The sequence below is a fragment of the Paenibacillus sp. FSL E2-8871 genome (assembly GCF_038000345.1).
GTDB lineage: Bacteria > Bacillota > Bacilli > Paenibacillales > Paenibacillaceae > Paenibacillus_AQ.
In genome coordinates, this window is record NZ_JBBOBV010000001.1 from 6,351,929 (window position 1) to 6,377,274 (window position 25,346).

Annotated in this window: 20 protein-coding genes; 16 read left to right on the forward strand and 4 right to left on the reverse strand. The window is 46.1% G+C overall.

What is annotated here, in order from left to right:
- Positions 1–14: 14 nt before the first annotated feature.
- The gene (locus NYE25_RS28525) at positions 15–989 is read right to left on the reverse strand and encodes an aldo/keto reductase family protein (protein ID WP_341147448.1); all 975 of its coding nucleotides are present in this window, start codon (positions 987–989) and stop codon (positions 15–17) included.
- A 109-nt stretch (positions 990–1,098) separates the two neighbouring features.
- Here NYE25_RS28525 and NYE25_RS28530 point away from each other — a divergent pair, with 109 nt between their 5' ends.
- Positions 1,099–1,767 (forward strand): SGNH/GDSL hydrolase family protein, encoded by a 669-nt coding sequence (locus NYE25_RS28530; protein WP_341147449.1) that lies wholly within the window; start codon positions 1,099–1,101, stop codon positions 1,765–1,767.
- Positions 1,768–1,810: 43 nt separating this feature from the next.
- Here the strand turns inward: NYE25_RS28530 and NYE25_RS28535 are convergent, their stop codons facing one another.
- The gene (locus tag NYE25_RS28535; RefSeq protein WP_341147450.1) at positions 1,811–2,581 is read right to left on the reverse strand and encodes a DeoR/GlpR family DNA-binding transcription regulator; all 771 of its coding nucleotides are present in this window, start codon (positions 2,579–2,581) and stop codon (positions 1,811–1,813) included.
- A 238-nt stretch (positions 2,582–2,819) separates the two neighbouring features.
- On the opposite strand from NYE25_RS28535, the gene NYE25_RS28540 reads away from it, so the two are divergent.
- The 4 genes from NYE25_RS28540 to fucU are packed head-to-tail and all read left to right on the forward strand — an operon-like array spanning position 2,820 to position 7,172.
- Positions 2,820–4,586, forward strand: coding sequence for an L-fucose isomerase (locus tag NYE25_RS28540; RefSeq protein ID WP_341147451.1), 1,767 nt, complete (start codon positions 2,820–2,822; stop codon positions 4,584–4,586).
- 30 nt (positions 4,587–4,616) lie between these two features.
- On the forward strand, positions 4,617–6,062 hold the full coding sequence (locus NYE25_RS28545; RefSeq protein WP_341147452.1) for a rhamnulokinase: 1,446 nt from the start codon (positions 4,617–4,619) through the stop codon (positions 6,060–6,062).
- Positions 6,063–6,080: 18 nt separating this feature from the next.
- Positions 6,081–6,731, forward strand: coding sequence for a class II aldolase/adducin family protein (locus NYE25_RS28550; protein WP_076298138.1), 651 nt, complete (start codon positions 6,081–6,083; stop codon positions 6,729–6,731).
- A gap of 12 nt (positions 6,732–6,743) precedes the next feature.
- Positions 6,744–7,172: an L-fucose mutarotase gene (fucU, locus tag NYE25_RS28555; protein WP_341147453.1), complete on the forward strand. Its 429-nt coding sequence runs from the start codon at positions 6,744–6,746 to the stop codon at positions 7,170–7,172.
- Positions 7,173–7,175: 3 nt separating this feature from the next.
- Here fucU and NYE25_RS28560 read toward each other — a convergent pair whose 3' ends face one another.
- Entirely contained in the window at positions 7,176–8,003 is an 828-nt protein-coding gene (locus tag NYE25_RS28560) for a helix-turn-helix transcriptional regulator (protein WP_341147454.1), read from the reverse strand.
- Between the two features lie 146 nt (positions 8,004–8,149).
- Here NYE25_RS28560 and NYE25_RS28565 point away from each other — a divergent pair, with 146 nt between their 5' ends.
- Positions 8,150–9,436, forward strand: coding sequence for a Gfo/Idh/MocA family protein (locus NYE25_RS28565; RefSeq protein WP_341147455.1), 1,287 nt, complete (start codon positions 8,150–8,152; stop codon positions 9,434–9,436).
- A 317-nt stretch (positions 9,437–9,753) separates the two neighbouring features.
- On the opposite strand, the gene NYE25_RS28570 is transcribed toward NYE25_RS28565, so the two are convergent.
- A complete protein-coding gene (locus NYE25_RS28570) occupies positions 9,754–11,016 on the reverse strand; it encodes a TraB/GumN family protein (protein ID WP_341147456.1) in 1,263 nt (420 codons plus the stop codon).
- A gap of 208 nt (positions 11,017–11,224) precedes the next feature.
- Here NYE25_RS28570 and NYE25_RS28575 point away from each other — a divergent pair, with 208 nt between their 5' ends.
- The 10 genes from NYE25_RS28575 (at position 11,225) to lspA (ending at position 25,309) form a co-directional block, all read left to right on the forward strand.
- Entirely contained in the window at positions 11,225–12,346 is a 1,122-nt protein-coding gene (locus tag NYE25_RS28575; RefSeq protein WP_076300069.1) for a glycoside hydrolase family 88 protein, read from the forward strand.
- A complete protein-coding gene (locus tag NYE25_RS28580; protein ID WP_341147457.1) occupies positions 12,336–14,498 on the forward strand; it encodes an alginate lyase family protein in 2,163 nt (720 codons plus the stop codon). The genes NYE25_RS28575 and NYE25_RS28580 overlap by 11 nt, the downstream gene beginning before the upstream one ends.
- 67 nt (positions 14,499–14,565) lie before the next feature.
- Entirely contained in the window at positions 14,566–16,296 is a 1,731-nt protein-coding gene (locus NYE25_RS28585; protein WP_341147458.1) for a sensor histidine kinase, read from the forward strand.
- A complete protein-coding gene (locus tag NYE25_RS28590) occupies positions 16,289–17,872 on the forward strand; it encodes a response regulator transcription factor (protein WP_341061505.1) in 1,584 nt (527 codons plus the stop codon). Before NYE25_RS28585 ends, NYE25_RS28590 begins: the two co-directional genes overlap by 8 nt.
- 170 nt (positions 17,873–18,042) lie before the next feature.
- A complete protein-coding gene (locus tag NYE25_RS28595; RefSeq protein ID WP_042125419.1) occupies positions 18,043–18,972 on the forward strand; it encodes a carbohydrate ABC transporter permease in 930 nt (309 codons plus the stop codon).
- Between the two features lie 15 nt (positions 18,973–18,987).
- Complete coding sequence (locus NYE25_RS28600; protein WP_042186014.1) at positions 18,988–19,824, forward strand: carbohydrate ABC transporter permease; 837 nt, start codon at positions 18,988–18,990, stop codon at positions 19,822–19,824.
- 141 nt (positions 19,825–19,965) lie between these two features.
- Positions 19,966–21,363, forward strand: a complete 1,398-nt coding sequence (locus NYE25_RS28605) for an ABC transporter substrate-binding protein (protein ID WP_341049438.1) — start codon at positions 19,966–19,968, stop codon at positions 21,361–21,363.
- Between the two features lie 116 nt (positions 21,364–21,479).
- Positions 21,480–22,754 (forward strand): alpha-L-fucosidase, encoded by a 1,275-nt coding sequence (locus NYE25_RS28610; RefSeq protein WP_341147459.1) that lies wholly within the window; start codon positions 21,480–21,482, stop codon positions 22,752–22,754.
- 25 nt (positions 22,755–22,779) lie between these two features.
- Positions 22,780–24,612 (forward strand): glycoside hydrolase family 35 protein, encoded by a 1,833-nt coding sequence (locus tag NYE25_RS28615; RefSeq protein ID WP_341147460.1) that lies wholly within the window; start codon positions 22,780–22,782, stop codon positions 24,610–24,612.
- 253 nt (positions 24,613–24,865) lie between these two features.
- Entirely contained in the window at positions 24,866–25,309 is a 444-nt protein-coding gene (gene lspA / locus NYE25_RS28620) for a signal peptidase II (RefSeq protein WP_341147461.1), read from the forward strand.
- Positions 25,310–25,346 lie beyond the last annotated feature (37 nt).

Below are 25,346 nucleotides of genomic sequence, written 5' to 3' on the forward strand. Positions count from 1 at the left end.
CAACCTCTTTTAGATTATCTCGCTGGAGCGAAATCGGCTACTGGCTTTAGAATCTCTTCAATTCTCTCCAAAGTATCTAGAGATAGAACGGCATCAACAGCTTGGGCGTTCTCTTCCACCTGCGCTGGCTTACTGGCCCCAATAATTGCAGAACTTACACCAGGTTGCCGTAGGGTCCAAGCTAACGCTAGTTGCGACAGCTTCAAATCAAGACTGCTAGCTAGTTCATCCAGCTGTCCGACAACAGTCAGTACATCATCGCGGAAGTAGCTACAAATGACGCCATTTACCGAATCATTAGCTGCGCGTGTTCCTGCCGGAGGCTGTTGTCCAGGTTTGTATTTACCTGTCAGAATACCTTGGGCGAGTGGGGAAAAGACCACTTGTCCGAGACCCTCACGCTGAGATACCTCAAGTACCTCATCTTCAATGTAACGTTCGAACATGTTATAGATAGGCTGATTGGAAATAAGCGGACGCAGATTTAGTCTGCGTGAAATGCCGGTGGCGTCAGAAATTTGAGCTGCGCTCCATTCGCTCACTGCCGAATACAGAATTTTACCTTGTGCAGTTAGGTCGTCCAGCGCGCGTAAAGTTTCCTCCACAGGCGTCTCTCTGTCAAAGCGATGACAAAAATAAACATCAATATAATCGGTTCCTAAACGGCGAAGGCTAGCTTCGCATTGCTCCATGATGTGCTTGCGTGACAAACCGCGATTATTCACATCATCCCCCATGGGGAAGAATACCTTTGTACTCAGCACATAAGATGATCTTTCATAGGCGCGAAGAGCAGCGCCCATTGCTTTTTCACCTTCACCGCGGTTATAGGCATTAGCTGTATCAAAGAAATTGATACCGCATTCAAAAGCTTTGCTGATACAGGCGTCTGCTGCCTTTTGCTCTGCTGCTGTTCCATATGTAAGCCAGCTACCTAAGCCGATTTCACTGATTTTTAGTCCTGAATTGCCTAGTCTTCTGTATTTCATTATTTTCTTCCCTCCTTGAGTTGTATATGTTAACTTTACTTGTATCCTATGGAACATTCAACTTGAATGTTTCATGTAAAAGACGAGATCAAGGAGATGAATCGTAGTAATGACTATTCCAACTTCTAAAGCTAAAAAAGTGATTTTGTTTCAGGGTGATTCTATTACGGATGGAAACCGTGGTCGTGATGAAGATCCCAATCATATTCTAGGACATAGCTATGCATATATCATTGGCGGTAAGCTAGGCAACGAACGGGCTGAGCAGAATCTCGTGTTCTATAACCGTGGAATTAGTGGGGATCGGATCTCCGATTTATATGCACGCTGGAATGAGGATACGATTTACCTTCAGCCGAATATTATCAGTATTTTGATTGGTGTTAATGATCTTTGGAGAACAATGAAAGGGGAACCAAGTGGTGTAACGGACCGTTTTGAACGTGCGTACCGTCACGTGCTTGAAGAAACTGGGGAAGTACTTCCGCAAACGAAGCTGGTCTTGTGTGAGCCTTTTATTCTAAATACCGGAGCACCGGCAGAACACTGGGATGAATGGAAAGAGCGGATTACTCATTATCAGGGTGTTGTTAAGCAGCTTGCAGAGGAATTTAATGCTGTGTTTGTTCCTTTACAGGAAGCATTCGATACAGCTACTCGTAGAACCGATGCAGCCTACTGGCTGTGGGACGGCGTTCACCCGACAGCGGCTGGGCATGATCTGATTGCTGGGGAGTGGCTGAAGATCGTAGAGAAAAGCGGCCTTTTAAACGACTAGTGAAATAAAGATTTCCCCCTATTTTTATTTATGCACCTACTGATTACTCAGCGGGTGCATAGATAAGAGATATATGATAGTTATTCAGAAACTCGATCCATTCCTCAGAAGGCTTCTCGTCTGTAACGATATAATCCACTTTATCGAAACTAAATAATTTAATGAACGCAGTCCTGTCGAACTTAGAGTGATCTGCGAGCAGAACTACTTTATTCGCCTGCTGTTGCATAAGAATCTTCAATTCACTTTCTTCTTCATTCGAATCGCTGAGCCCGCCAGTCATAGACAATGCTTTACAGCTGAATATGGCTACATCCACATTATATTTTTGAATGGTCTGCGAGGCGGTATGTCCAACGAAGGAGCTAGTCTCGGGGCCTAGTATTCCACCAGTGGAAATTAGCTTTTGCCCAGAATGTTGAAATTCGGATAATACAACCAAAGAATTCGTAATAATCGTAAGATTGTTTTTCTCCTCTATAATTCTCCGTAAAGCCTCAAAAACTGTTGAACTCGTATCCGTCACCAAACTGTCCCCATCATTAATTAATTGGAGAACATGATCAGCTATCGTACGTTTGGCCTCTATATTTACCTGATGTCTACTCACATAGGGAGGGTCCTCATTCGTGTGGGCATTAAGGATTGCACCGCCATAATTTTTCTTGGCAAGTCCTTCCTTGTCCAGTTTATCCAGATCCCGCCGAATGGTCTCTTCCGAGACATTGAATTTTTGCGCCAGCTGAGCGACATGGACTTTCTTTTGTCTATACAGCTCATTAATGATTAGATCCCGCCGTTCAAATGCTTTCATCCGTTCACTCACCTCTATCATCATCTACTTCCTAGTTTACTACATTGCCCAATAAATCAAAGAAATAACCTCATATTCACATAATACCACAGTATAATAATATTAATACCACATAAAACAACATGATTTATCTATAAATATGTTGTTTTATGTTGACTAAAGCGTTTCCATATTTTATGATGAAGGAGAAATAGGTCCATTACCGATGATACTAAGATGATCTTGAGGAGGAACAGCAGTGATAGAAAACTATCCGAAAATTGGCATCCGCCCGACCATTGATGGCAGAAGAAGAGGGGTTCGCGAATCGTTAGAAGCTCAAACCATGGGTATGGCTCAGCGGGTAGCTAAGTTTATTGAAGAGAACTTATTTTATCCGGATGGCCGCCCCGTAGAGTGCATCATTGCCGATTCTACGATTGGTGGTGTTAAAGAAGCTGCTGCTGCGGCTCAGAAATTTGCTGGGGCTAATGTTGGCGTATCGATTACTGTGACCCCTTGCTGGTGTTATGGTTCTGAAACGATGGATATGGATGCCTCAATCCCACATGCGGTTTGGGGATTTAACGGAACGGAACGCCCAGGTGCGGTATATCTAGCTGCTGTTCTCTCTGCTTATGCACAAAAAGGAATTCCGGCGTTTGGTATCTATGGTGAGGATGTTCAGGAGTCTAGCAGTGAGGAGATTCCAGCGGATGTGCAGACTAAATTGCTGCAGTTCGCCAAAGCTGGGTTGGTTGTCGCTCAAATGAGAGGGAAATCCTACTTATCAATGGGTTCTGTTTCGATGGGGATTGCTGGATCGATTGTGAATGAACAGTTCTTCCAAGAGTATCTGGGAATGCGTAATGAATATATAGATATGTCAGAATATGTACGCCGCTTTGAAGAGGAGATTTATGATAAAGAGGAATATAAGCGAGCACTCGCGTGGACCAAAGAAAACTGCCAAGTTGGTGCCGATAATAATCCGAAGCATCTGCAAATAAGTGATGATGAGAAAGAGAAGCAGTGGGAGACTTGTGTGAAAATGACATTGATCGCCCGTGATCTGATGATCGGCAATCCTGTTCTCGCTGAGCTGGGCTTTGAGGAAGAGGCCAACGGTCATAATGCGATTGTGGGTGGCTTCCAAGGGCAGCGCCAATGGACGGATCATTTTCCTAACGGAGATTTCATGGAGACGATAATGAACTCCTCTTTTGACTGGAACGGCAAACGTACACCTTATATCGTAGCGACAGAGAATGATAGCCTGAACGGAGTAACGATGCTGTTCAATTATTTGCTTACGAATACTGCACAAATTTTTGCGGATGTCCGAACCTTTTGGAGTCCAGATGCAGTTAAGCGAGTAACGGGTCATCAATTGGAAGGTGAGGCAGCACACGGAATACTTCACTTGATCAACTCGGGTTCGGCTGCTCTTGATGGCACGGGTGAGCAGACGATAGACGGTAAACCTGCGATTAAACCTTTTTGGGAAATTTCGGAGGATGAGGTAGAAGCATGTTTGAGCCATACCCAATTCCGCCCGGCTTCTCAAGAATATTTCCGTGGGGGCGGTTTCTCTACGGATTATTTAACTAAAGGCGGGATGCCAGTTACTATGGCACGGATGAACTTGGTTAAAGGGCTTGGACCTGTTCTTCAGCTTGTAGAGGGTCACACGGTTGAGCTGCCTGAAGATGTTCATCATACACTGGATCAAAGAACAGATCCGACTTGGCCAACTACCTGGTTTGCGCCTAAGTTAACCAATAGTGGTTCTTTCCAATCAGTGTATGATGTCATGAATAATTGGGGCGCAAATCATGGAGCGATCAGTTATGGGCATATTGGAGCGGATTTGATTACGCTGGCGTCTATTCTGCGCATTCCGGTCAGCATGCATAACGTTGAGGAATCACGTATTTTTAGACCTCGGGTATGGTCGTTATTCGGTACCGAAGATCTGGAGGGAGCAGATTACAGAGCATGTCAGAATTTTGGACCCCTCTATTAAAATCTTCCTGTGAAGCAGGTGTGGTGAACAATGGATGATACGATTAAGCTTCTAGCCATAGATCTCGGCGCCAGTTCCGGAAGAGTTATGCTGGGGATATATGATGGCGATAAGCTGCAAATGGAAGAAATTCATCGGTTTGAGAATACGCCGGTACAGGTCAACGGGCATTTATATTGGGATACTCTAAGGCTCTTCCATGAAATGAAGCAAGGGGTTCAAAAAGCCTTTAGGCAACATGGAGAACTGACGTCCTTAAGTGTGGATACATGGGGAGTCGACTACGGGTTTATTGATAAAAAAGGAATGATGCTCTATTCCCCCCATCATTACAGGGATCGGAGGATGGAGGTTCACCGTCTCAAATTGGAAGCGCTACTGTCACCGGCAGAGCAATTCCGTATGACCGGTCTTCAGCCAAGTGTCATTAATACGCTTTATCAGCTGTTCTCTGATTTTCAGGATAATGATTCTCTTAAGGAGACCGCGGATACGATTTTAATGATGCCAGATCTTTTTCATTACCTGTTTTCTGGTATAAAAGCAGCAGAAAGCACGATCTGGAGTACAAGCGGCTTAGTGGATGCTGCCACGGGAGAGCTCTCCTCTGAATTATTTAACAGACTTGGGATTCCGAGTAGTCTAGTTCCACAACAGGTTCATGCGGGAACGGTTATTGGATCTATCCTGCCGATTATTCAAGAGGAGCTTAATATAGGCCCGATGAAAGTGATAGCCGGCGCTTCACATGACACGGCTTCAGCGGTAGCTTCGATCCCTTATACTCGTAAGGATGAAGCAGCATTTTTAAGCTGTGGTACGTGGTCGTTGGTTGGTATGGAGACGCCTGAGCCGGTCATTTCAGAGAAAAGCTATGAATATGGTTTCACAAATGAACGTTGCTACGGTAATTCTAATCGTTTGCTAAAAAACACAACGGGACTATGGATTCTACAGGAGCTCCAGAGGAATTGGGCGAAAGCAGGAGAGAATTTTAGTCAAAGTGAAATGGTTGAATTAGCCCAAACGATTAATGGGGCGCCAGCGATCATTGACCCAAATGACCAGCTTTTCAGCACGCCTGGTGTGATGATGCAGCGGATTAGGGAATATTGTGAGCGAACGGGGCAACAGCCGCCTAATACGAAAGCTGAGTTTATACGCGTTATCCTTGAGAGCCTTGCGCAATCATACTGTAGAACGATTGAAGAAATGGAAGAGATCACCGGCAAGACAATCACTATCATTCATATGGTTGGCGGTGGGATTCAAAATGAGCTATTATGCCAGCTCACCGCTGATGCTACGGGTAGAGAAGTCGTTGCAGGGCCAGTGGAGGCCAGTGGAATTGGCAATATCATTGTCCAGCTGGCTGCCCTGGGGAAATTGGAAGTTTCTAAGGCGAAAGAGTTCGTGGCACGATCTTTTACCTTTAAGACATACCAGCCTTCTTTGGTGAAAAACTCTAAAAAATAGGATACGAGGAGAGAACTTATGGATAACTTGGAACAAAAACTACGTTCGCAGATTTGTGATATTGGCAGAAATTTGTTTAATAAAGATTTCATTGCCGCCAATGATGGGAATATTTCAGCACGGTTATCAGAGAATGAAATTCTCACTACCCCCAGAGCGGTAAGCAAGGGATATTTAGAGCCACATATGATTGTAAAAGTAAACTTGCAAGGTGAAGTACTTGAAGCGGCGGAAGGATACAGACCATCAACGGAAACCAAAATGCATTTGAGAATTTATAATGAGCTACCTGAGATGAATGGTGTGGTTCATGCACATCCCCCGTATGCTACCGCTTTTGCCATTAAAGGTGAGGCGCTCGATAAAATGATGATGCCAGAGTCGGTTATCATGATCGGGGATATTCCTTTGGCGGAATACGGAACACCTTCAACAGAAGAAATCCCGGACTCACTGATGCCTTTCCTTGGCAAAAAAACAGCAGTCCTGCTCGAAAATCACGGAGCACTTACTTGGGGAACGGATGTTATGGAGGCTTATCTGAATATGGAGAGACTCGAATATACAGCCAAGATTACCTTTATTACACGTATGATTGACGGGGAGAGAGAGCTGCCACAGCATCGGATTGATGAGCTGGTTGCTTTGAGATCTTTTTATGGGAAGTAATGAGGTGCTTGGATGTTGAAAAAAATTCCTAAGCTACTATCTCCGGAACTGGTACGTGTGATGATGGAAATGGGTCATGGTGATGAGCTTGTACTGGCAGATGCTAATTATCCAGGACACTCCTTAAACTCAAAAGTACTAAGATATGATGGTATTGGGATACCTGATCTTTTGGATGCAATATTGGAACTGCTGCCCCTTGATCATTATGTGGAACATCAGGTGGCGTTTATGGCTGTGGTTGAGGGAGATCCTACGGTACCGGTGATCTGGTCCACGTACGAGTCGATAATCGCCAAACATGACGCTGAAGCGACGATTGAATATGAGGAGCGGTTTGATTTCTACAATCGTTCTAAACAAAGTTATGCTGTTGTAGTCACAGGTGAAGAAGCACTTTATGGAAATATTATTATCAAAAAAGGTGTAATCAAGGCCTGATGATTAGCGATTCTGCTTGCGGTATTGCAGAGGTGAGCATTTCGCGATTTGCTTAAACACCCGCCCAAAGTGGGCGATGCTGTCAAAGCCTGTATTCTCTGCAATGGTAGTGACTTTAGTGTTAGTGCTCTGCAAGAGTCGTTGGGCTTCCTTGATCCGAATGTAGTTTAGATATTCAACAATGGTGAAGCCAGTGGTCTGTTTGAATAAACGGCAAATATAGGTACTGCTGATGAAAAAAGTTTCGGATAGCTGCTCTAATGTAAGCTTTTCAACATAATGTGCCTGTAAATAATCGATCATTTCGTAGACTTTAAGCTGCTTCTCACTGCTCTCAGGAGCGATGGGCTCGCGGCTTATTTCTTGTACTCTGTTCATTTCAATAAATAACTGGATGAGCAGTGTCTGAAGATAGGGGATTTGCTGTGATCGATGTTCTTCTTGTTCTTTTAGCATAGAGAAAAGGATAGATTCGATGGCTCCTTGTTCATGTACTCCTGGACGCAGAAGTAAGCTTTGTGTAGTTAAAAAAGGAATACTTAGGTCGTAGTTCGCCAATGTTTTTTGCAGAAAGTCCTCCTCAAAGTTAATCAATATTCGCTCATGGCGTGCTGAGCCCTTAGAAGTGGTGCGATGGAGTTCATTTTTGTTAATAAATATCAAATCTCCTTTGCGTAAGGTATAAATCAGATTGTTGATATAATAGCTGCGCTCACCTGCGAGTAAATAATAAATTTCATATGTATCGTGATAATGGTCGGAATCCATGCTGAATGGGCCGGCTCTTTTGATTTGTTCAATGATAAATGGAGGTTCTAGCTCCTGTTCCATTGTAGATTTGCCCCTTTCAGATAATGAAGCTAATATATGCAAAGTTTTCGCTATTTTTGCTAATAATCGCTTAGATTTGAATGTATTTTATACTATAAACTATAAGAAGAAACGGCATCAAAATCAATAGCGATGGAGTGATCCTTGTGTCGAAGAAGAAATATGTATTCGTAGGTACCGGTGGCCGAGCGGAGTTCTTCTATGGTGAGATAACTACGAATTATCGTGAAACTTCAGAAATTGTAGGCTTTTGCGATGTGAATGGGGCAAGAATGGATTATGCGAATCGATTACTGAAAGGGAAATATCAGTATCATGCGGTTCCTACTTATAAAGCTCATGAGTTTGATCGTATGATTGAAGAGACTAAGCCGGATGTAGTTATCGTTACGAGTATTGACCGCACACATCACCATTATATTATCCGGGCGATGGAGCTTGGCTGTGATGTGATTTCGGAGAAACCAATGACGGTGGATGAAGAGAAATGTCAGGAAATTCTTGAAGCGATTGAGCGGACGGGGAAAAAACTGCGTGTTACGTTCAATTACCGCTATGCCCCGCACAATACCAAAATCCGTGAATTGATCATGGATGGGGCGATTGGAGAAGTGTTATCCGTCAATTTTGAGTGGCTGCTAAATACGCAGCATGGGGCGGATTACTTCCGCAGATGGCATCGGGATAAACGGAACAGCGGAGGGCTGTTGGTTCATAAATCAACACATCATTTCGATTTGATGAATTTCTGGTTGGGCTCTCGTCCGGATACGATCTATGCCATGGGAGATTTAAGGTTCTATGGCAGAGAGAATGCGGAGAAGCGCGGGGTGACAGAGTTTTATCAGCGTGCCCATGGTAGTAGTGCAGCGGAAAATGATCCCTTTGCGCTTCATCTAAAAGACAACGAGCAGCTTAAGCAAATGTATCTGGATGCCGAGCATGAAGATGGGTACCTGCGAGATCAAAGTGTATTCGGTGATAATATCAGCATTGAGGATACGATGGCAGTCATGGTCAAATACAAAAACAAGACGATTATGAACTATTCACTTAATGCTTATTTGCCTTGGGAAGGCTTCATTGTAGTATTTAATGGGACGAAGGGGCGGATGGAAGTTAAGGTTGTTGAACAGTCCTATGTAAACGCTGGGGGGAAGAAAGAAGATGAAGGGGCACTAAAGGACAAGCAAATCACTGTATTCCCTCATTTTGCGCCGCCTTATGAAGTTGAAATTGAAGAAGGCGTTGGGGGACATGGGGGCGGAGATCCGGTCATGCTCCGTGATATTTTTGAACGACCTGCGGAGGATCGGTTTAATCGTGCAGCTTCCCATGTGGATGGGGCGTTGTCTATTATGACCGGGATTGCAGCTAATCGTTCGATCGCTACTGGACTTCCGGTGAAGGTGGATCAGTTAATCAAATGGTAGAAGGAAAAAGCTCAAAACCAAAAATAGTAGTAGCCTGTTTGTGAATAAACCGCTGCGGAGTGGAGGGTTCTTACGATCGCTGTTAAAGCCCAATTTCTGAATAGTAGAAAGATTAGCAGTTGAAATGGGTCTTTAAAGGCGAACACTGGCGTTTCTCCAGAATCCCTCCACCCCTCCGCTCTGTCTTCACGTCAATTTACTACTATTTTTAGATTGAGCTAAAAAAGTAAAAATAAAAGGCTGCCTCAAAGTCATTGTAGATGACTAAGAGACAGCCTTATTTATTTTGACACTAGTATTTATTTTGACACTAGTATTTATTGTTTGACGACGTTAAAGCCGTCTTTTTGCAATTGAGTCACAATGCCATCATCACCCAGCATGTGTAGTGCACCAACAACGACAAGATAAGTCGCTTTTTTATCACTATTCAAATACTCTTTTATATGCTTCGCCATGTTGGCATTCCGATCCGAAACGAGACCCTTATAGTATTCTGGCTCCTTAGCGACCGCTTGTGTCATAGCTACGAGTGATTGTTCATCCCCCAGCATCCACATTTGGGATAATGCATCCAGCGAAGCCGTTGCTGCAGCTTTGTCCGTTTGCTTGAGGCTATCGAGTGTATCAAGGAGAAGCTTTTCTTGCAATCCATCTGAGAATTGATTGAACATGTTCAGCTGCAATTGCATATTTTCCAATTCAATGATAGGTTTATTCAGTTTGCCTGCCTTCTGTGTGAAATATAGGTCGATACCCGTATCCGGTGTATAATCTGTTGTTTGCATTTGTAGGCTTGAGATACCTTGAGTAACGACCCATGGCTTATAGGAATCGAATGCATTTCCTGCAAGACCATTCGCTTTCAGAAGCGCAACAACTTTGTTATAGGTATCAGCGGATACGTGATCCTTGAGCTTGGTCCCATCTGTATAAGAACCTTTCTCCGTAAGGAACTTTTGCATCTCCGTTTGATCAACCTTTGTTAAGTCAACTTCGACCCCGAGATATTGAGACGCTTCAAAAGCAGCTTCAATTTCCGTGCGTAGCGGGTACATTTTGTCGTTAGCCACATGGATAGAGCCAAGTAGATAGACGGTATTACCGTTGTTCTCCACTTTCCATAAGAATCCGGTGCTCCCTGCAGCCTCGTTATTAGCTACAAAGGTGATGGTGCGCTGCGCCGCGTTCCATTCTACTTTATAGCCGATCGTTTCACCGATAAAGCGGACAGGAACATAGGTGACATTGTTGATGGTTTTAGGAGCCACCTCTAGTTTTTTCTTCTCCCCGTTTACCGTTGCTGTGGTGCTGCCGATAGTCAGAGAGAGGGCTAGTCCATTTTTGGTCCCCGTTACGGTTTGGGTCTTTTTATTCCAATTCATATTTACATTAAGCTTCTCTAGGAGTGGACGCATAGGAACCAAGGTAGTTCCTTTTTCTACAACAGGGTTAGAATTGCCTAACTTTACTTCTGTTCCATCAATCCACACACCGACAGGCTTTTCAGCCGCATGGGCAGTGGTAAAGACAGACATAACCATGAAAATGGATAAAAATAATGCACCTAGCTTTTTCATTAATAGGACACTCCGTTTCTAAAAAAATGAAAGTTGTAAGTCACTTTCTGATTTTAACGTATTTTTCCATAAATAGTTATACGTTTTGTTACTTCGTACAAAAGTCAAAATAATGCACATCAAAGCAAAAATCGCCCCTATTAGATCCTGTTCACTCTCCTTATCATGAAACATAAGAAACGAAGAGCCCGAAGGGAGCAAGGAACTTATGTGGAGCAATGCGATTGAAGATGCGATAGAGAAGGTACGTAAAAATATAGACCGATTCGGGGGTAGATTCCCTCATGTCAGCATGAATGGAACTTACCAGCTCAATAACAATGACGACTGGACCAATGGATTCTGGAGCGGCATGTTGTGGTTGTGCTATGAATATACGCAGGATGACAGCTTTCGTATCGCGGCATCTCATACCGTAGAGGATTTCCGCCGCCGTTTCGCGGCAAAGACGGTGCTTGATCATCACGACATCGGATTTTTGTATTCGTTATCCTCCAAGGCCCAGTGGATTATAGATAAAGACGAATCCGCGCGTCAGTTGACACTGCAGGCGGCAGACTTATTACTGAAGCGTTGGCGCACAGGCGGCGGTTATATTCAGGCTTGGGGACCTGTGGGAGATGCCCAGGAAGGTGGGCGCATCATTATTGATTGTCTGTTGAATCTCCCTCTTCTGTATTGGGCGGAACAACAGACCGGTGATTCCCTATATCGGCAGGTGGCGGTCATGCAGGCGGATAAAACGAAACGTTATCTGGTGCGGGGAGATGACAGCTCCTACCATACGTTTTTCTTCGACCAGAAGACAGGAGAGCCGATTGGCGGCGCTACACACCAGGGTTATACTAACGGATCGACTTGGACGCGCGGGCAGGCCTGGGGCGTCTACGGTTTTGCATTATCTTACCGCTATACTAAGGATCCGTTGTATTTGGAAACGTCCAAGCGGATGGCCCGCTATTTTCTGGACCATTTGCCACAGGATCATGTCGCTTACTGGGACTTTAATGCTCCAGTGTCTGCGGATACGTACCGGGATAGCTCGGCCTCTGCAATTGTTGCGGCTGGACTACAGGAACTGTTGGAGCTAATGGAAGAGGGAGATCCCGAACGGGCTTATTTTCAGCAGGGATTAATACAGTCGATGACTTCACTTGTGCAGAACTATTCCACGATCGGTGAAGATGCGGAGGGGCTGCTGAAGCACGGCTCTTACCATGTACGCGGCGGTCTGTCTCCGGATGATTTCATGATCTGGGGCGATTATTTCTACCTCGAAGCGTTGCTGCGGCTGCAAAAAGGCACCAGGGGGTACTGGTATGAATGCTGATGTCCGATCAACCTCTCCCTATGCTGTCTTTACGCTACTCGACCTTGAGTTACCTGCTCTAGCGCCCGTGAAGGATGCGCTCAGCCAAGCACGGCAGGACGATGCGCTGACTGAATTGCATCGGTATTTGACTAGTCGGAGCACGCCGGGCTGGCGGGCAGAGGACAGTCGGAAACAGCAGTATATCGATTATATACAGCAATATTGCGCAGATGAGCTGGAAGTCGTAATGAAGACGGCGGATGAAGTTATGGAGCAGACGTTTCTTTTTCGGTTTCCCTGGGATATGGAGCGTAGCCGCATTCCGGTTTCCTTTGAGGAAGAAATTGACTGGCGTTATATTCCGGATAAGGATGTAGAATGGGCTTATATGCTGAATCGCCACCGCTACTGGGCGGCATTAGGACAAGCGTATGCGATAACAGGTAATGAGGAGTATGCGAGAACATTTTGCTGTCAGCTTGAAGATTGGATGGACCGTAATCCTGTTCCAGACATGCCTACGAATGATACGTTGACTTGGCGCACCATTGAAGCGGGTCTTCGCTGTGCGAACTGGATCAAAGCGCTGTCCTATATACAGGATAGTCCGCTGCTCACACCGACGCTTCTGGCGAAAGTGATGATATCCCTTCATGAACACAGCGAATATTTAGCTTTATCGTTTACGGGCTGGAAGAATATCAGCAATTGGGGCGTTCTGGAGACTTGTGGCTTATTCCAAACCGCGCTCTACTTCCCTGAGTTTTCTAAAGCTAAGATTTGGCGACAGCTCGGTGAGGAGAGATTGGGGGAGACAGCTAGAATCCAGGTTATGGCGGATGGTATCCATTGGGAGCAATCGCCCACCTATCACCATGAGGTTCTGGTATGTTTTCTCGACTGCATCCGCTTGGCTCGCATGAATGGACTGGAGCTACAGGATGAACTTCAGCAAAAAGTTCATCAAATGGCCGTCGCTTCCTTGTATTGGGCCAAACCGAATCATCGGCAGCCGATGCTCGGGGATAGTGATGACAGCGATGTCCGTTCGATTTTGACTTATGCAGGTTGGTTGTTCCAGGATTCTGTGCTCCGCTTTGGCGGATACGATCATATGGATTATGACAATGCCTGGTTGTTCGGAACGAGTGGAGTTGAAGGCTACGAGCAGCTGATTGCGGAGGAACCGCCTTACTTGTCGCGCTCTTTCACACATTCCGGTCATTATGTGATGCGAACGGGTTGGGACGAGCAGGACTTGTACCTATATTTCCACTGCGGACCGCTTGGTGGTGGACATGGTCACGCGGATTTGCTACATTTCGATCTGCATGCCTTTGGGCGGGATATGCTTACCGATCTGGGCAGATACAACTATAGTGATCACACACCACTTAGAAAAGCGTTAAAAGAAAGCGCTGCCCATAATACGACTACTGTTGACGGAATTGGATTCACTGAAATCACGGATACATGGTCCTTCTCCCAAATTGCGAAGCCGGCAGGCAGCAAATGGATCAGCAATCCGGACTTTGATTATGTTGAGGGCAGCCATGATGGCTACCGTCATTTGGATGATCCGGTACACCTGCTAAGGAGGATCATATTCATCAAGCCTTATTACTGGCTTCTGGTCGACAGCTTTAGCTGCCGTCAGGAGCATAAGTTTTCCCAGCATTTTCATTTTGCACCCGGAGCGGTTCAGATGGAAGACGAGACATTCATTTGCCGTACAAACAATGAGCGAGAAGCCAATCTTTGCATCATTCCCGTTAATGTTAAAGGACTTCAGGGCAAGATTGATGACGGGGTAATCTCCCGCGAATACAATCTGCTGGAACCCAATCAACATGCCGTTTACTCCCGAACGGGAAAAGGAACGGTATCGATGATGCAGATGCTGTACCCGCAGCCTTCCGGTGAGCCGTTCTGTCCACTGGTTGAACAGGTGCCGATTTACCGCCATACGGGTGAACCTGTGGATGCCGTGCAGGCGGAGGCATGCCGGATCAGCTTCCCTGAAAGGAATGAGGAGCATATTATCGTGATCAGCCACGAGGTTCCATCCAGTCACTTGAATTCCTATGTAGTGGAAGGTATACAAATATTTGGTGAAGTAGTGCTTATTGTTTTCGCAAACGGTCAAAAGAAAGTCACGGTAATCAAATAATGCATGTATACTGGATAACGGGCTGATAGAATAAAAGAAAAGAGCATGAGAGAGGCGCGGAGAAAACATGTTCAAATTCACTTACTATAGACGTATCCAGGTTTCATTTCTTTTGCTGATTTTTATTCCGCTGATTGCAGTATCGATCATCTCCTTTGTGCTTATTCGGGATACGATGGTAGAAAAGCTGCAGCTCAGCAACGATAACTTTCTGAACGTTATGATTGACGAACTAAACAGGACCATTGATGATGTGACATTTGCATCGCATTTTATTGTAAACGATACCAATTTTCGCGCCAATCTGAAGGTCTTTGCAGATACCGAGCGATTGAACACCTATCAGGATTACGTACATTTTACGCAAATTCAGGATGTGTTTTCGCTCATCAACTCTAAGCCGCTAAATAATAACATTCGCATGTATTTGGTTAACCGGAAACACTTTGTGATCTCCTCTGGGACTGAGAATTTATCCGTGATTAATGCCAACATGGACAAGCTGATGGGACGTGTCAATATTCACGAACCGGAGACCTTGCAATGGCTTGGGATGGCTGACAGCGGTTCCGGTAAAAGCAGTAGCTACTATATTGCCAGAGTAATCTATGATAGCCGGGAGAAACAGCAGGTGTCCGTGCTTCTCATCTCAATTCCCGATGCCTATTTCAACAAATTGCTCGGTCCGGTCGAGTTTGGCAAGCTGGCGTTGTTTGATTCCAGAGGAGGTCTGATCGCCGGGAACTCAGAGCTAGCCCCAGAAGGCAAGGAAGCTAGGGGGAGCGTGCGTACGGCCAGAGCCATCGACAAATCCAATTGGGAGCTGGTCTATGAAGCTTCAGAGAAAGAATGGTCGGGCCAGATTTCGCGAACTTTTTATAGTGGTATTGGTTTAGTGCTTCTCTTGTTTATTGTCTTTTCGGCTACTTCCATGCTGATTGCCAAAAGATTGCATAGTCCGATCATGAAGCTGCAGCGCGTTGTGCGCCAGTTCGGGATGGGGAATCTTGATGTCAGGCTGGAGGTCAAGGGCAAGGATGAAATCGCTGAGCTGGGGCAGACATTGAATACTATGCTGGATCAACTGCAAGGATTGATTCACGACATTGAGCTGGAGCAAGAACAGAAGCGAGTGATGGAACTTGAGGCGCTGTTTATGCAGATTCGTCCCCACTTTTTGATCAACACGTTGAATTCGATCAAATGTAGCCTTATTTTGGCTAAAGATAAGCTGCACAGCGGGATCATTGATTCGCTAATGAGTCTTCTCCGTGCCTATCTGAAGGTCAATGAACCGGCTACCTTACGGGAAGAATGCAGACTGCTTGGTCATTATATCGACATCATGAAGATCCGCAACGAAATCCCTCTTGAACTCGAGGTCGATCTGGAAGCGGATACAGAGAAGCTCATCGTTCCTAAACTTATTCTGCAGCCTCTCGTAGAGAATGCTATCGTTCACGGTCTAGTAGACCACCCGGCACCGCGTATTGTCGTCCGTGCGCGAACGATCCCTGATGGGATTATGATTGAAGTCGAAGACAATGGCTGCGGAGCAGGGGCGGAAATTCTGGCAGGACTGAACCGCAGATTGCTCTACAAGGACGATGAACAGGATGGAACTTATCAAAGGGTCGGTTTAATTAACGTGGTTCAAAGGCTGAGGCTGACCTATGGTCAGGATACCCGCTTGTCGCTGCATAATTTGCCGCAAGGTGGGGTGTCCGTTTCTCTGTATTTGCCGCAAGGCAATCATCAGGTTAATCTGCCCGAGAGAGAGAGGGATATTGATGTATAAAGTGATGCTCATAGATGATGATGTTCCTATGCTCAAGGTGCTACAGCAGATGATTGACTGGGAAGCACATAGCTTGCAGATTGTCGGCAGCACCTATTCCAGTGCCAAGGCGTTATTAATGTTTGAGGAAGTACAGCCCGACATCGTGATTACGGATATTGGCTTGCCGCAAAAGAACGGGATTGAGCTGGCCGATTACTTTACCCGGATGAAGCCGGAGGTCAGAATTATTTTCCTGACCTGTCATGAGGATTTCCATTATGCTCAGCAAGCGGTAAAGCTGAAGGTGGATGACTATTTAATCAAGGACCAGCTTACGGACGAGCAACTGGAGAAAAGCCTTGCCAAGTCTGTACGCTTGCTTAAATCGAAGATCGGGTTAATCAAGCATGGGGAGACGGGTTACAACAGCCAGTTATTCCGGCAGAATCTGCTGCAAAGAGTGATTGGCGGCGCCCCGCCCGAAACCACGCTAGCCTATGCGGCGCAAATCGGCATATCCTGGACGTACCCGTGGTTCATGCTGGGCACGGTCAGCATTCACTTTTCCAGTTTCGAGAAGAGGTACAAGCAGAGCGAGTATCCACTTATTTTATATGCCATCTACAATATAGCCCTAGAGCTGTCTGAAGCGTGTGAGGGGATTACGCCTTTTTTGGAGCAGAAGAATATTGTAATTCTGTATAATTACCGTGTGAATCTGGCGCAGAATGCCAGTCTTTATTTTCATGATTATTTACAGCGATTGTGTTCCGAGTGCTCCCATCTCCTTAAGATTCAACCGGGCATCATCGCAGTCACTGAGAAAATAGAGCTGCAGGCGATTGGACAGATTCATCGGCAAATTGTCCAGGACAAGTGCGAGTTTTATGCGAGTGCGGAATACACAGTTCTGGATACTCTGCAAATCGCTACCCCTCGCTTCCAGCCTGCTCCTCAAGGATTTCTGGATAGTTATATCCCGCAGATGGAACGGGCCGTGATTAAAAATGATCTTGAAGCCATCCGTGGCACTCTTCAGGAAATCGCTAGGACTGCAAAAGTTATGGCTATCCATCCGGGCGATTTCGTTCGGGATTTATCCTTTATGCTCCGCGGTATCGAGCTGATGTTCACTAGCCTAACATTCGATGAGGATCTGTTCGTCTATCTCGTGCAAACCCGCACACTGGAGGATACGATGGAACTGGTGGAAAGAAAGCTTGTGCAGATTACAGGCAACAAACAGCAGGTGGCGGGAACTCCCCCGCAGGAGCCCAAGCTGCAGCTTATCCAGCAATTTATTGATCAGCATCTTGGCGATAACATCACTTCAATTGATATGGCACGTTATCTCTTTCTGGACCCGAGCTATTTCTCGCGTTATTTCAAACGCATGACAGGTCTGACTTTTACGGACTATGTACATCAGCACAAGATGAAGGTTGCGACCAAAATGCTGAAAATCTCCAGCCAAAACCTGGAATCGCTGGCCGTTGGTCTGGGATATTCGGACAGAACCTATTTTTCAAAAGTGTTTAAAAAATACGTGGGAACAACACCGAGCGAATATAAATCCAAACACTCGGTACGCTGAGAAGCGCAATTCTCAACCTACCGAATAGACCCGCCGCCCATCTTGGGCGGTTTTTTTGTTGTCGAAAGACAAAGGTCAAAATCTTGCACATCTCGGGTCATAATCACTCCTTCATGCGGGAGGCGGATATATTACTATAATGACAAATCAAATTGTCGAGGTGATACAACGTGGAGGCTGCAAAACAACCTGTGCCAAAAATTCTGCAGGAGAAGCGGAAGTTCTGGACTCCGCAGCGGAAAGAGGCTTTGACCGGGTGGCTGTTTCTAGCTCCGGAAATTGTCGGAATGCTTTTTCTTAATGTATTTGCACTTGGATTCTCACTTTATTTAAGCTTCTCGAAATGGGATCTATTGTCGGGGGTTCAAGGGATCGAGTTTATCGGATTGGATAACTATATCAAAATGTTCCATGATCCGAGCATCATTCAAGCTTTGAAGAACAATGCTATTTATATGATTATGACCGTGCCGATACCGATTGCGATTGCTTTGGTGCTGGCGGCATTGATTCAAAATAGTGTATTTCTTAAAAATTATTTCAAAGTTGCCTTCTTTATCCCTTATATTTCTTCGATTATTGCAATTGCCGCTGTATGGAGTGCATTGTTCCATCCATCCCTTGGACCGATCAATCAGTTCTTGATGGAGCTTGGAATTTCCAGCCCTCCAAAATGGCTGGTGGATCCAAAGACCTCGCTGTTATCGATTGCCATTATCAGTTCTTGGGCGAGTCTGGGTTACACCATTATTATCTATATGGCCGGCTTGACGAATATTTCCGATGAAATCTACGAAGCCGCCGAAATAGATGGAGCCAGCGCACTGAAGAAATTCTTTGCCATCACGGTTCCGATGCTGCGTCCAACTACGTTCTTCTTGCTTATAACCATGCTGATTGGCTCATTTAAGGTGTTCGACATCATCGCGTTTTTGACCGAAGGTGGCCCGAACAATTCTTCTACCGTGCTTGTGTTCAGGATCTATGAGGAAGGGTTCAAATACTACAACATGGGCTATGCTTCTGCGATTTCCTGGCTGCTATTCGCCGTCATAGGCTTGATCACCGCAGCTACTTGGAAAATGAGAAATGAAGAATAAAGGGGGGAGATTAACATGCAACTGATTAGAAAAAATATGTCCAGAGTGATCACTACCTGCATCATGGGGGCTTTGTCCATTGTATTTCTTATTCCTCTGATCTGGATGATTTCCGCAGCCTTTAAATATGAGAAAGATGTTATGCGCTTCCCGATCCAATGGATTCCCGAGAAGATCAATGTAGCGTATAATTTCAAGATGGTTTGGATGGGACGAGTACCTTTTTCTCATTTCTATTTAAATTCCTTTAAAGTTGCGATTATTACAACCTTAATTACACTTATCATTTCATCTATGTCGGCGTACGCCTTGACCAAAATCAAGTTCAAAGGACGAAATATGGTGTTTCTGGCGCTGCTATCGTTCATGATTATACCTGACCAGGCCACACTGATTCCGCGCTTTCTGCTGATTCGCTGGTTCGGTCTTTATGATACTCATGCTGCAATCATATTAATGAGTATGTTCTCCATCTACTTCACGTTCCTGCTGCGGCAATTTATGATTGGTGTCAGCGACGAATATATTGAAGCGGCGCGAATTGACGGTGCAGGCCATTTACGGATATTCTGGTCTATCATTATTCCGCTCTGCAAGCCGGTGCTCGCTACGGTGGCGATCATCAAATTTATCTGGACCTGGAATGATTACCAGAATCCGCTGATCTTCTTACTAAATAAGAATTTGTACACTATTCCACTCGGTATGACACTGTTCCGGGACGATTATTCGAACAACTATGCGATTATGATGACGGCAGCTGTTTCGGCGATCATCCCGCTCGTCATCGTGTTCATCGCCCTGCAAAAGCAAGTCATTAACGGAATCTCCCTTGGCGGCGTAAAGGGCTGACCTGCGGGTGTACGATAGCTAGTAAAAGTCAAAAATGTGATCCTACAACAGCAAAATTGTGCACTTGGCCAGTAAAGCGGATGCCTATAATAAGAAATGAACAAGGCACTATACTTAAAATTCAGTGCGGGGGGAAGTAAAATGAAAACAAAGAGCAAAAAAAGATTATCCGTTGTACTGGGCTCCATGCTGGCGGTTTCCTTAACGCTAAGCGCCTGTGGAAATTCCGGAAACTCGGAAAAGAATGGGAATGCTGAAGCTGGTACGAATGCCGGGAACACCAAGGTGGACAAGCAAGTCGCCATCAAGTATTACAACTGGGATAATGAAGCCCAGTCGGCTGGTACCGATGCTATGCTGCAGGAATTTATGGATCAGAACCCAGGCATCAAGGTAGAGCATGTGACACTCGTTCCCGGTGATTCTGTGGAGATGCTGAAGAAACTCGACTTCCTGATATCTTCCGGCGAAGCGATTGATGTTGTTCAGGTGCCAAGCTTGGGAGGTGTGCTTGAACGGGCGACTCGGGGAGCACTTGCCCCGCTGAATGAATTCTATGAGAAAGATAACCTCGTTCCTGAGGATGAATATTATGTGAATGCTAAGGTCGACAACAACTATTATGGGTTGCAATATACGAAGAGCAGCAACTACGTGATGCTGAACAAAGATGCACTGGATGAAGCGGGTCTGCCTGTACCTACTTTTGGCTGGACATGGGATGACTACCGCGACTATGCCAAAAAACTGACCAAAGGCGAAGGCGTGGACAAACGTTACGGCACATATTTCCACACCTGGGAATTGTACATGAACGCTCCAGCTCAAACGATGATGAAAGACCCGTTCGTATATGATGACGGGACGACGATCTTCGCGGATCCGACATATAAGTATTTCTTCCAGCTGCGTAAAGATATGGAGTCTGCTGATAAATCTGCGAAATCTTATGCAGACGCTCTTGCCGCTAAGCTTAACTATCGTACCGAATTCTTCAATGAAGAAGCTGCTATGATCTTGGCTGGCAACTGGACGATTGCTGATCCAGGTAACACCGAGCAGTATCCGCATGAATTCAAGACAGCCTTTGCTCCGGTACCGGTGCCTCCTGCAGGATCGGAACCGAAAGACTATGAAGGCAAATACTTCACCAGCGGCAACATGCTGGCGATGGGCGCAACTTCAAAGAACAAAGAGGCTTCCTTCAAATTGATGAGATTTATGTCTACGGCTGTTAGTGATAACAGACTGGAATTCTCCGGATATAAAAAAGCTGACAATGAGACCTTGCTGACTAAATTGGTCGCTGGCAAAGAAGATATGTATGATATGGATTCACTCAAATACACACTTTTCGATAACGAAATTCAATTCCTTGACGGTGCGCAGGTGATGACGACGGCAACGTCCGAATTGACCAAAATTATCGATGACGGCTTCAGCAGATTCATGCTTGGAAATGAATCGATTGATAAGGTGCAGCAATGGATGGTTGGTGAAGCAACGAAAATTATCAACGAAAAAGGTGTCATCAAGTAAATAGGCAATAAGCGAGGTATCCCAAGTTGGGGACGGGGCTTTGGAAGGTCATCAACCGGCTTTCCAAAGCCTTATTTATGCATTGGGCTTACACAAATATACGGGAGAGTATACAAATGATGGAAAGCATTTCTTCAAAGAACAAGTCCGAAGAGCAAACAGCGTTGCCTTCTAGGGAACAGATGGAGTGGCAGGATCTGGAGCTGGGGATGTTCTGCCATTTTGGAATGAACACGTTTTGCGATCAGGAGTGGGGAGAAGGCAGCGATTCACCTACGCTTTTCAACCCGCTTCATCTGGATGCCCGCCAATGGGTTAGTGCAGCTAAAGAAGCTGGATTCCGTTATTTTATACTGACCGCTAAGCATCATGACGGCTTCTGCCTGTGGCCGACTGCAACAAGCACTTATTCTGTTGCCTACAGCCCATGGAAAGAAGGGCGAGGCGATGTTGTCAGGGAGTGCGCGGAGGCTTGCCGTGAACTTGGGCTAGGCTTCGGCATTTATTTGTCTCCATGGGATAGACATGAGCCATGTTATGCGGATCCGCAAGCGTATGATGATTTCTATTGTCTGCAATTGCAGGAGCTACTTACGGGCTATGGCCCACTTACGGAGATTTGGTTCGACGGTGCAGGATCTGAGGGCCGTAATTACGATTGGCGGCGAATTATGAATCTGATCAAACAATATCAGCCAAGTGCTATGGTGTTTAATATGGGGGCACCAACGATTCGCTGGGTTGGCAATGAGGATGGCCTTGCTCCTTATCCATGCTGGAACACTGCGGATTCCGCGCGGGGTAGCATGTTCAGTGAAGCTTCATTGAACTGGCTTCCCGGAACACCGAGCTGGGTGCCTGCGGAATGCGATGTGCCCATCCGTAAAGACCGCTGGTTCTGGCATCCTGAGGAAGAGCACTTGCTGCTGTCCCTAGAGCAGCTAATGGACATATATTATCGTTCGGTTGGGCATGGGGCGACTTTGCTGCTCAATGTGGCGCCTGACAACTACGGGCTGCTTCCGGAGGCCGATGTGCAGCGTCTGCTGGAATTCGGTAAGGAGATTCAACGTAGATTCGGAAAGGCACTAGCCGTAACAGCGGGCACTGGAGATCTTATTGAGCTGGAATTGCCTGTAGCTACTGTGATTGACCACGCCGAGATTATGGAGGACATCGCTTATGGCGAGAGAGTGAGCGAATATGTGCTGGAAGCATTCATTGACGGAGCGTGGCTGGAGTTGAAACGTGGCAGCGCGATTGGCCATAAGAAAATCGACGCCTTCCCTCCGATTTGCACAGAGAAAATACGACTGCGGGTGCTCTTAACTACTGCAAGCCCCAAGATCAGACGGCTTGCCGTCTTTCACTGCGGGGAATCGTTAGAATAGATGTTAAAAAAGGAGGTTGTAGAGTATGAGCCTACTCACTTGGAACGACGGACAATATTTGCTGGACGGACAGCCTTACCGGATCGTATCGGGAGCTATTCATTATTTTCGGGTTGTGCCTGAATACTGGAAAGACCGGCTACTGAAATTGAAAGCCTGCGGATTCAATACCGTGGAGACCTATATCGCCTGGAATATGCATGAACCCAAGGAAGGGGAGTTCGTATTTGATGGCATGGCCGATGTGGTCTCTTTTATTGAACTGGCCGGAGAGCTTGGGCTTCATGTTATTGTCAGACCGAGTCCATTCATTTGTGCCGAATGGGAATTCGGTGGTCTGCCGGCCTGGCTGCTGGCTTACAGTGAACTTCAGCTTCGCTGCTGTGATCCTCTTTATTTAAGCAAGGTGGACCGGTATTACGATGAGCTGATTCCTCGGCTGGTTCCGCTACTGTCCACACATGGCGGGCCGATTCTGGCCGTCCAGGTAGAGAACGAATATGGCAGCTATGGCAATGACAGTAGTTACCTGAGATATATGCGTAATGGACTTCTCAGCAGAGGGGTCGATGTATTGCTCTTTACCTCCGACGGACCAACCGATGAAATGTTGCTCGGCGGAACACTGGAAGATGTGCATGCTACAGTTAATTTTGGCTCCTGTGCAGAGGAATCCTTCCGCAAATACCGGGAGTACCGATCTGAAGAGCCGCTGATGGTGATGGAATATTGGAACGGCTGGTTCGATCATTGGATGGAGGATCATCATGTGCGCGATGCCGAAGATGTAGCTGGCGTTCTGGATGATATCCTGACGCACGGCTCCTCACTCAATATGTACATGTTCCACGGCGGGACCAATTTTGGCTTCTATAATGGGGCGAATCATATCGTCGCCTACGAGCCGACGACTACAAGCTATGATTATGATGCCCCGCTCACGGAATGGGGAGATACGACGGCGAAATTTGAAGCTGTTCGGTCGGTACTGGGCAAACATGGATTTGCACCGACTTGTCCGCTCCCTGAGCCGATTCCGAAGATCTCCTACGGGAAAGTTGCCTTAATGGAAAGAGCGGAACTATTCACAGCTTCCAATTTGGAGAAGTTATCCGAGCCGGTGAACATTGTGTGTGTGCAGCCGATGGAAAAGCTCGGACAATCCTATGGTTTTATAATGTACAGCACTTATGTGCAGGGACCACGGTCCAGGCAGAAGCTTTACATCGAGGGTGTGCGTGATCGGGCGCAGGTTTTCCTGGATGGACAGGTACTTGGGGTCATTGAACGCTGGAATCTGCAGCCACTTGAACTTTCCATTCCTGCCGGTGGAGCGCAGCTGGATATTCTCGTCGAGAATATGGGTCGGATTAATTATGGACCGCTCATTCGTGATCCGAAAGGAATTCTGGACGGGGTTCGAATCGATAACCAGCTGCAATATAACTGGACGATCCGTACACTTCCGTTAGAACCGGGAACGATGGCTTCACTTGAGTACAAGGAGCAGACGGTGGAGAAGCAAGAAGCTGCGGCACTTTCGGGTTTGCCCGGATTCTACCGGGGCTGCTTTGAGGCGGAGGAAATTGGCGATACTTTTCTACGGTTCGATGGATGGAATAAAGGGGTTGCCTGGATCAACGGATTTAATCTGGGCCGCTACTGGAATGCAGGACCGCAAAGGGCCCTATATATCCCCGGTCCATTGCTGCGCAAAGGTCGTAATGAACTGGTTCTTTTTGAACTGCACGGCTGTGCGGAGACTTGCGAAATTGAGCTTGTGAATTGCCCTGATCTGGGAAGAACTTCGGCCGTCGACGATGCCGTGCTGAATTTTGTGCAGGAAGATAGCTTGTAGACATTATTAGCGTTGCCGTCATAGAAATCATTCCCCTATCCTCTCAGCCATTAGACACAAGAAACCTGCGTTTTCTTTCATTATTTTACAAAAAAATGAAGAAGAGCAGTCAATATAAGAATACCTGAAAGGCACTCCTTCGGGCGTGCCTTTATTTTTCGATGCCACATGGTTTTGTAGTATGATGAGCACAAGGCAGCTACATGGTTGTTCATAGGCTGAGAAGAAAGTGGGTGTCGCTATGTGGTTTTGTATGATCGCGATGGTCGTGATCTTGATCGATCAGGTCTCGAAAATTTGGATTCGGATGAACCTGGATATCGGAGATAGCTTGTTCTTCGGACGATGGGAGATTACACATTATGAGAATAGCGGGATGGCTTTCAGTTTATTCCAAGGTTATGCGTGGTTATTCAGGGTGATCGCCATCTTGTTCGTCATCGGTGTGTTTTATTATCGCAGCATGGGTGCCTGGAAAGGCCGATTGGCGGATATGATCGCTGGTTTCTTGGTCGGCGGTGCGGTTGGCAACGGGATTGATCGACTGGTGTTCGGGCAGGTCACGGATTTTATCATGTCTCGATCGGGGAGAGGCATTCTCAATTTAGCGGATTATGCGATCAACATCGGGATGATCATGCTCGTCTTAAATATGGCAGTGAGATTCGTGAAGAAGCGGGTCTGGCACGCGCATTGAGGATTTATTCTTTTATCTTTATAGATTCCTTAGAAGT

Bases quoted from the DNA above. Each gene is read 5' to 3' on its own strand.
- NYE25_RS28525 (WP_341147448.1), bottom strand. From the start codon at position 989: ATGAAATACAGAAGACTAGGCAATTCAGGACTAAAAATCAGTGAAATC.
- NYE25_RS28530 (WP_341147449.1), top strand. From the start codon at position 1,099: ATGACTATTCCAACTTCTAAAGCTAAAAAAGTGATTTTGTTTCAGGGT.
- NYE25_RS28535 (WP_341147450.1), bottom strand. From the start codon at position 2,581: ATGAAAGCATTTGAACGGCGGGATCTAATCATTAATGAGCTGTATAGA.
- NYE25_RS28545 (WP_341147452.1), top strand. From the start codon at position 4,617: ATGGATGATACGATTAAGCTTCTAGCCATAGATCTCGGCGCCAGTTCC.
- NYE25_RS28550 (WP_076298138.1), top strand. From the start codon at position 6,081: ATGGATAACTTGGAACAAAAACTACGTTCGCAGATTTGTGATATTGGC.
- fucU (WP_341147453.1), top strand. From the start codon at position 6,744: ATGTTGAAAAAAATTCCTAAGCTACTATCTCCGGAACTGGTACGTGTG.
- NYE25_RS28560 (WP_341147454.1), bottom strand. From the start codon at position 8,003: ATGGAACAGGAGCTAGAACCTCCATTTATCATTGAACAAATCAAAAGA.
- NYE25_RS28570 (WP_341147456.1), bottom strand. From the start codon at position 11,016: ATGAAAAAGCTAGGTGCATTATTTTTATCCATTTTCATGGTTATGTCT.
- NYE25_RS28575 (WP_076300069.1), top strand. From the start codon at position 11,225: ATGTGGAGCAATGCGATTGAAGATGCGATAGAGAAGGTACGTAAAAAT.
- NYE25_RS28580 (WP_341147457.1), top strand. From the start codon at position 12,336: ATGAATGCTGATGTCCGATCAACCTCTCCCTATGCTGTCTTTACGCTA.
- NYE25_RS28585 (WP_341147458.1), top strand. From the start codon at position 14,566: ATGTTCAAATTCACTTACTATAGACGTATCCAGGTTTCATTTCTTTTG.
- NYE25_RS28590 (WP_341061505.1), top strand. From the start codon at position 16,289: ATGTATAAAGTGATGCTCATAGATGATGATGTTCCTATGCTCAAGGTG.
- NYE25_RS28600 (WP_042186014.1), top strand. From the start codon at position 18,988: ATGCAACTGATTAGAAAAAATATGTCCAGAGTGATCACTACCTGCATC.
- NYE25_RS28605 (WP_341049438.1), top strand. From the start codon at position 19,966: ATGAAAACAAAGAGCAAAAAAAGATTATCCGTTGTACTGGGCTCCATG.
- NYE25_RS28610 (WP_341147459.1), top strand. From the start codon at position 21,480: ATGATGGAAAGCATTTCTTCAAAGAACAAGTCCGAAGAGCAAACAGCG.
- NYE25_RS28615 (WP_341147460.1), top strand. From the start codon at position 22,780: ATGAGCCTACTCACTTGGAACGACGGACAATATTTGCTGGACGGACAG.
- lspA (WP_341147461.1), top strand. From the start codon at position 24,866: ATGATCGCGATGGTCGTGATCTTGATCGATCAGGTCTCGAAAATTTGG.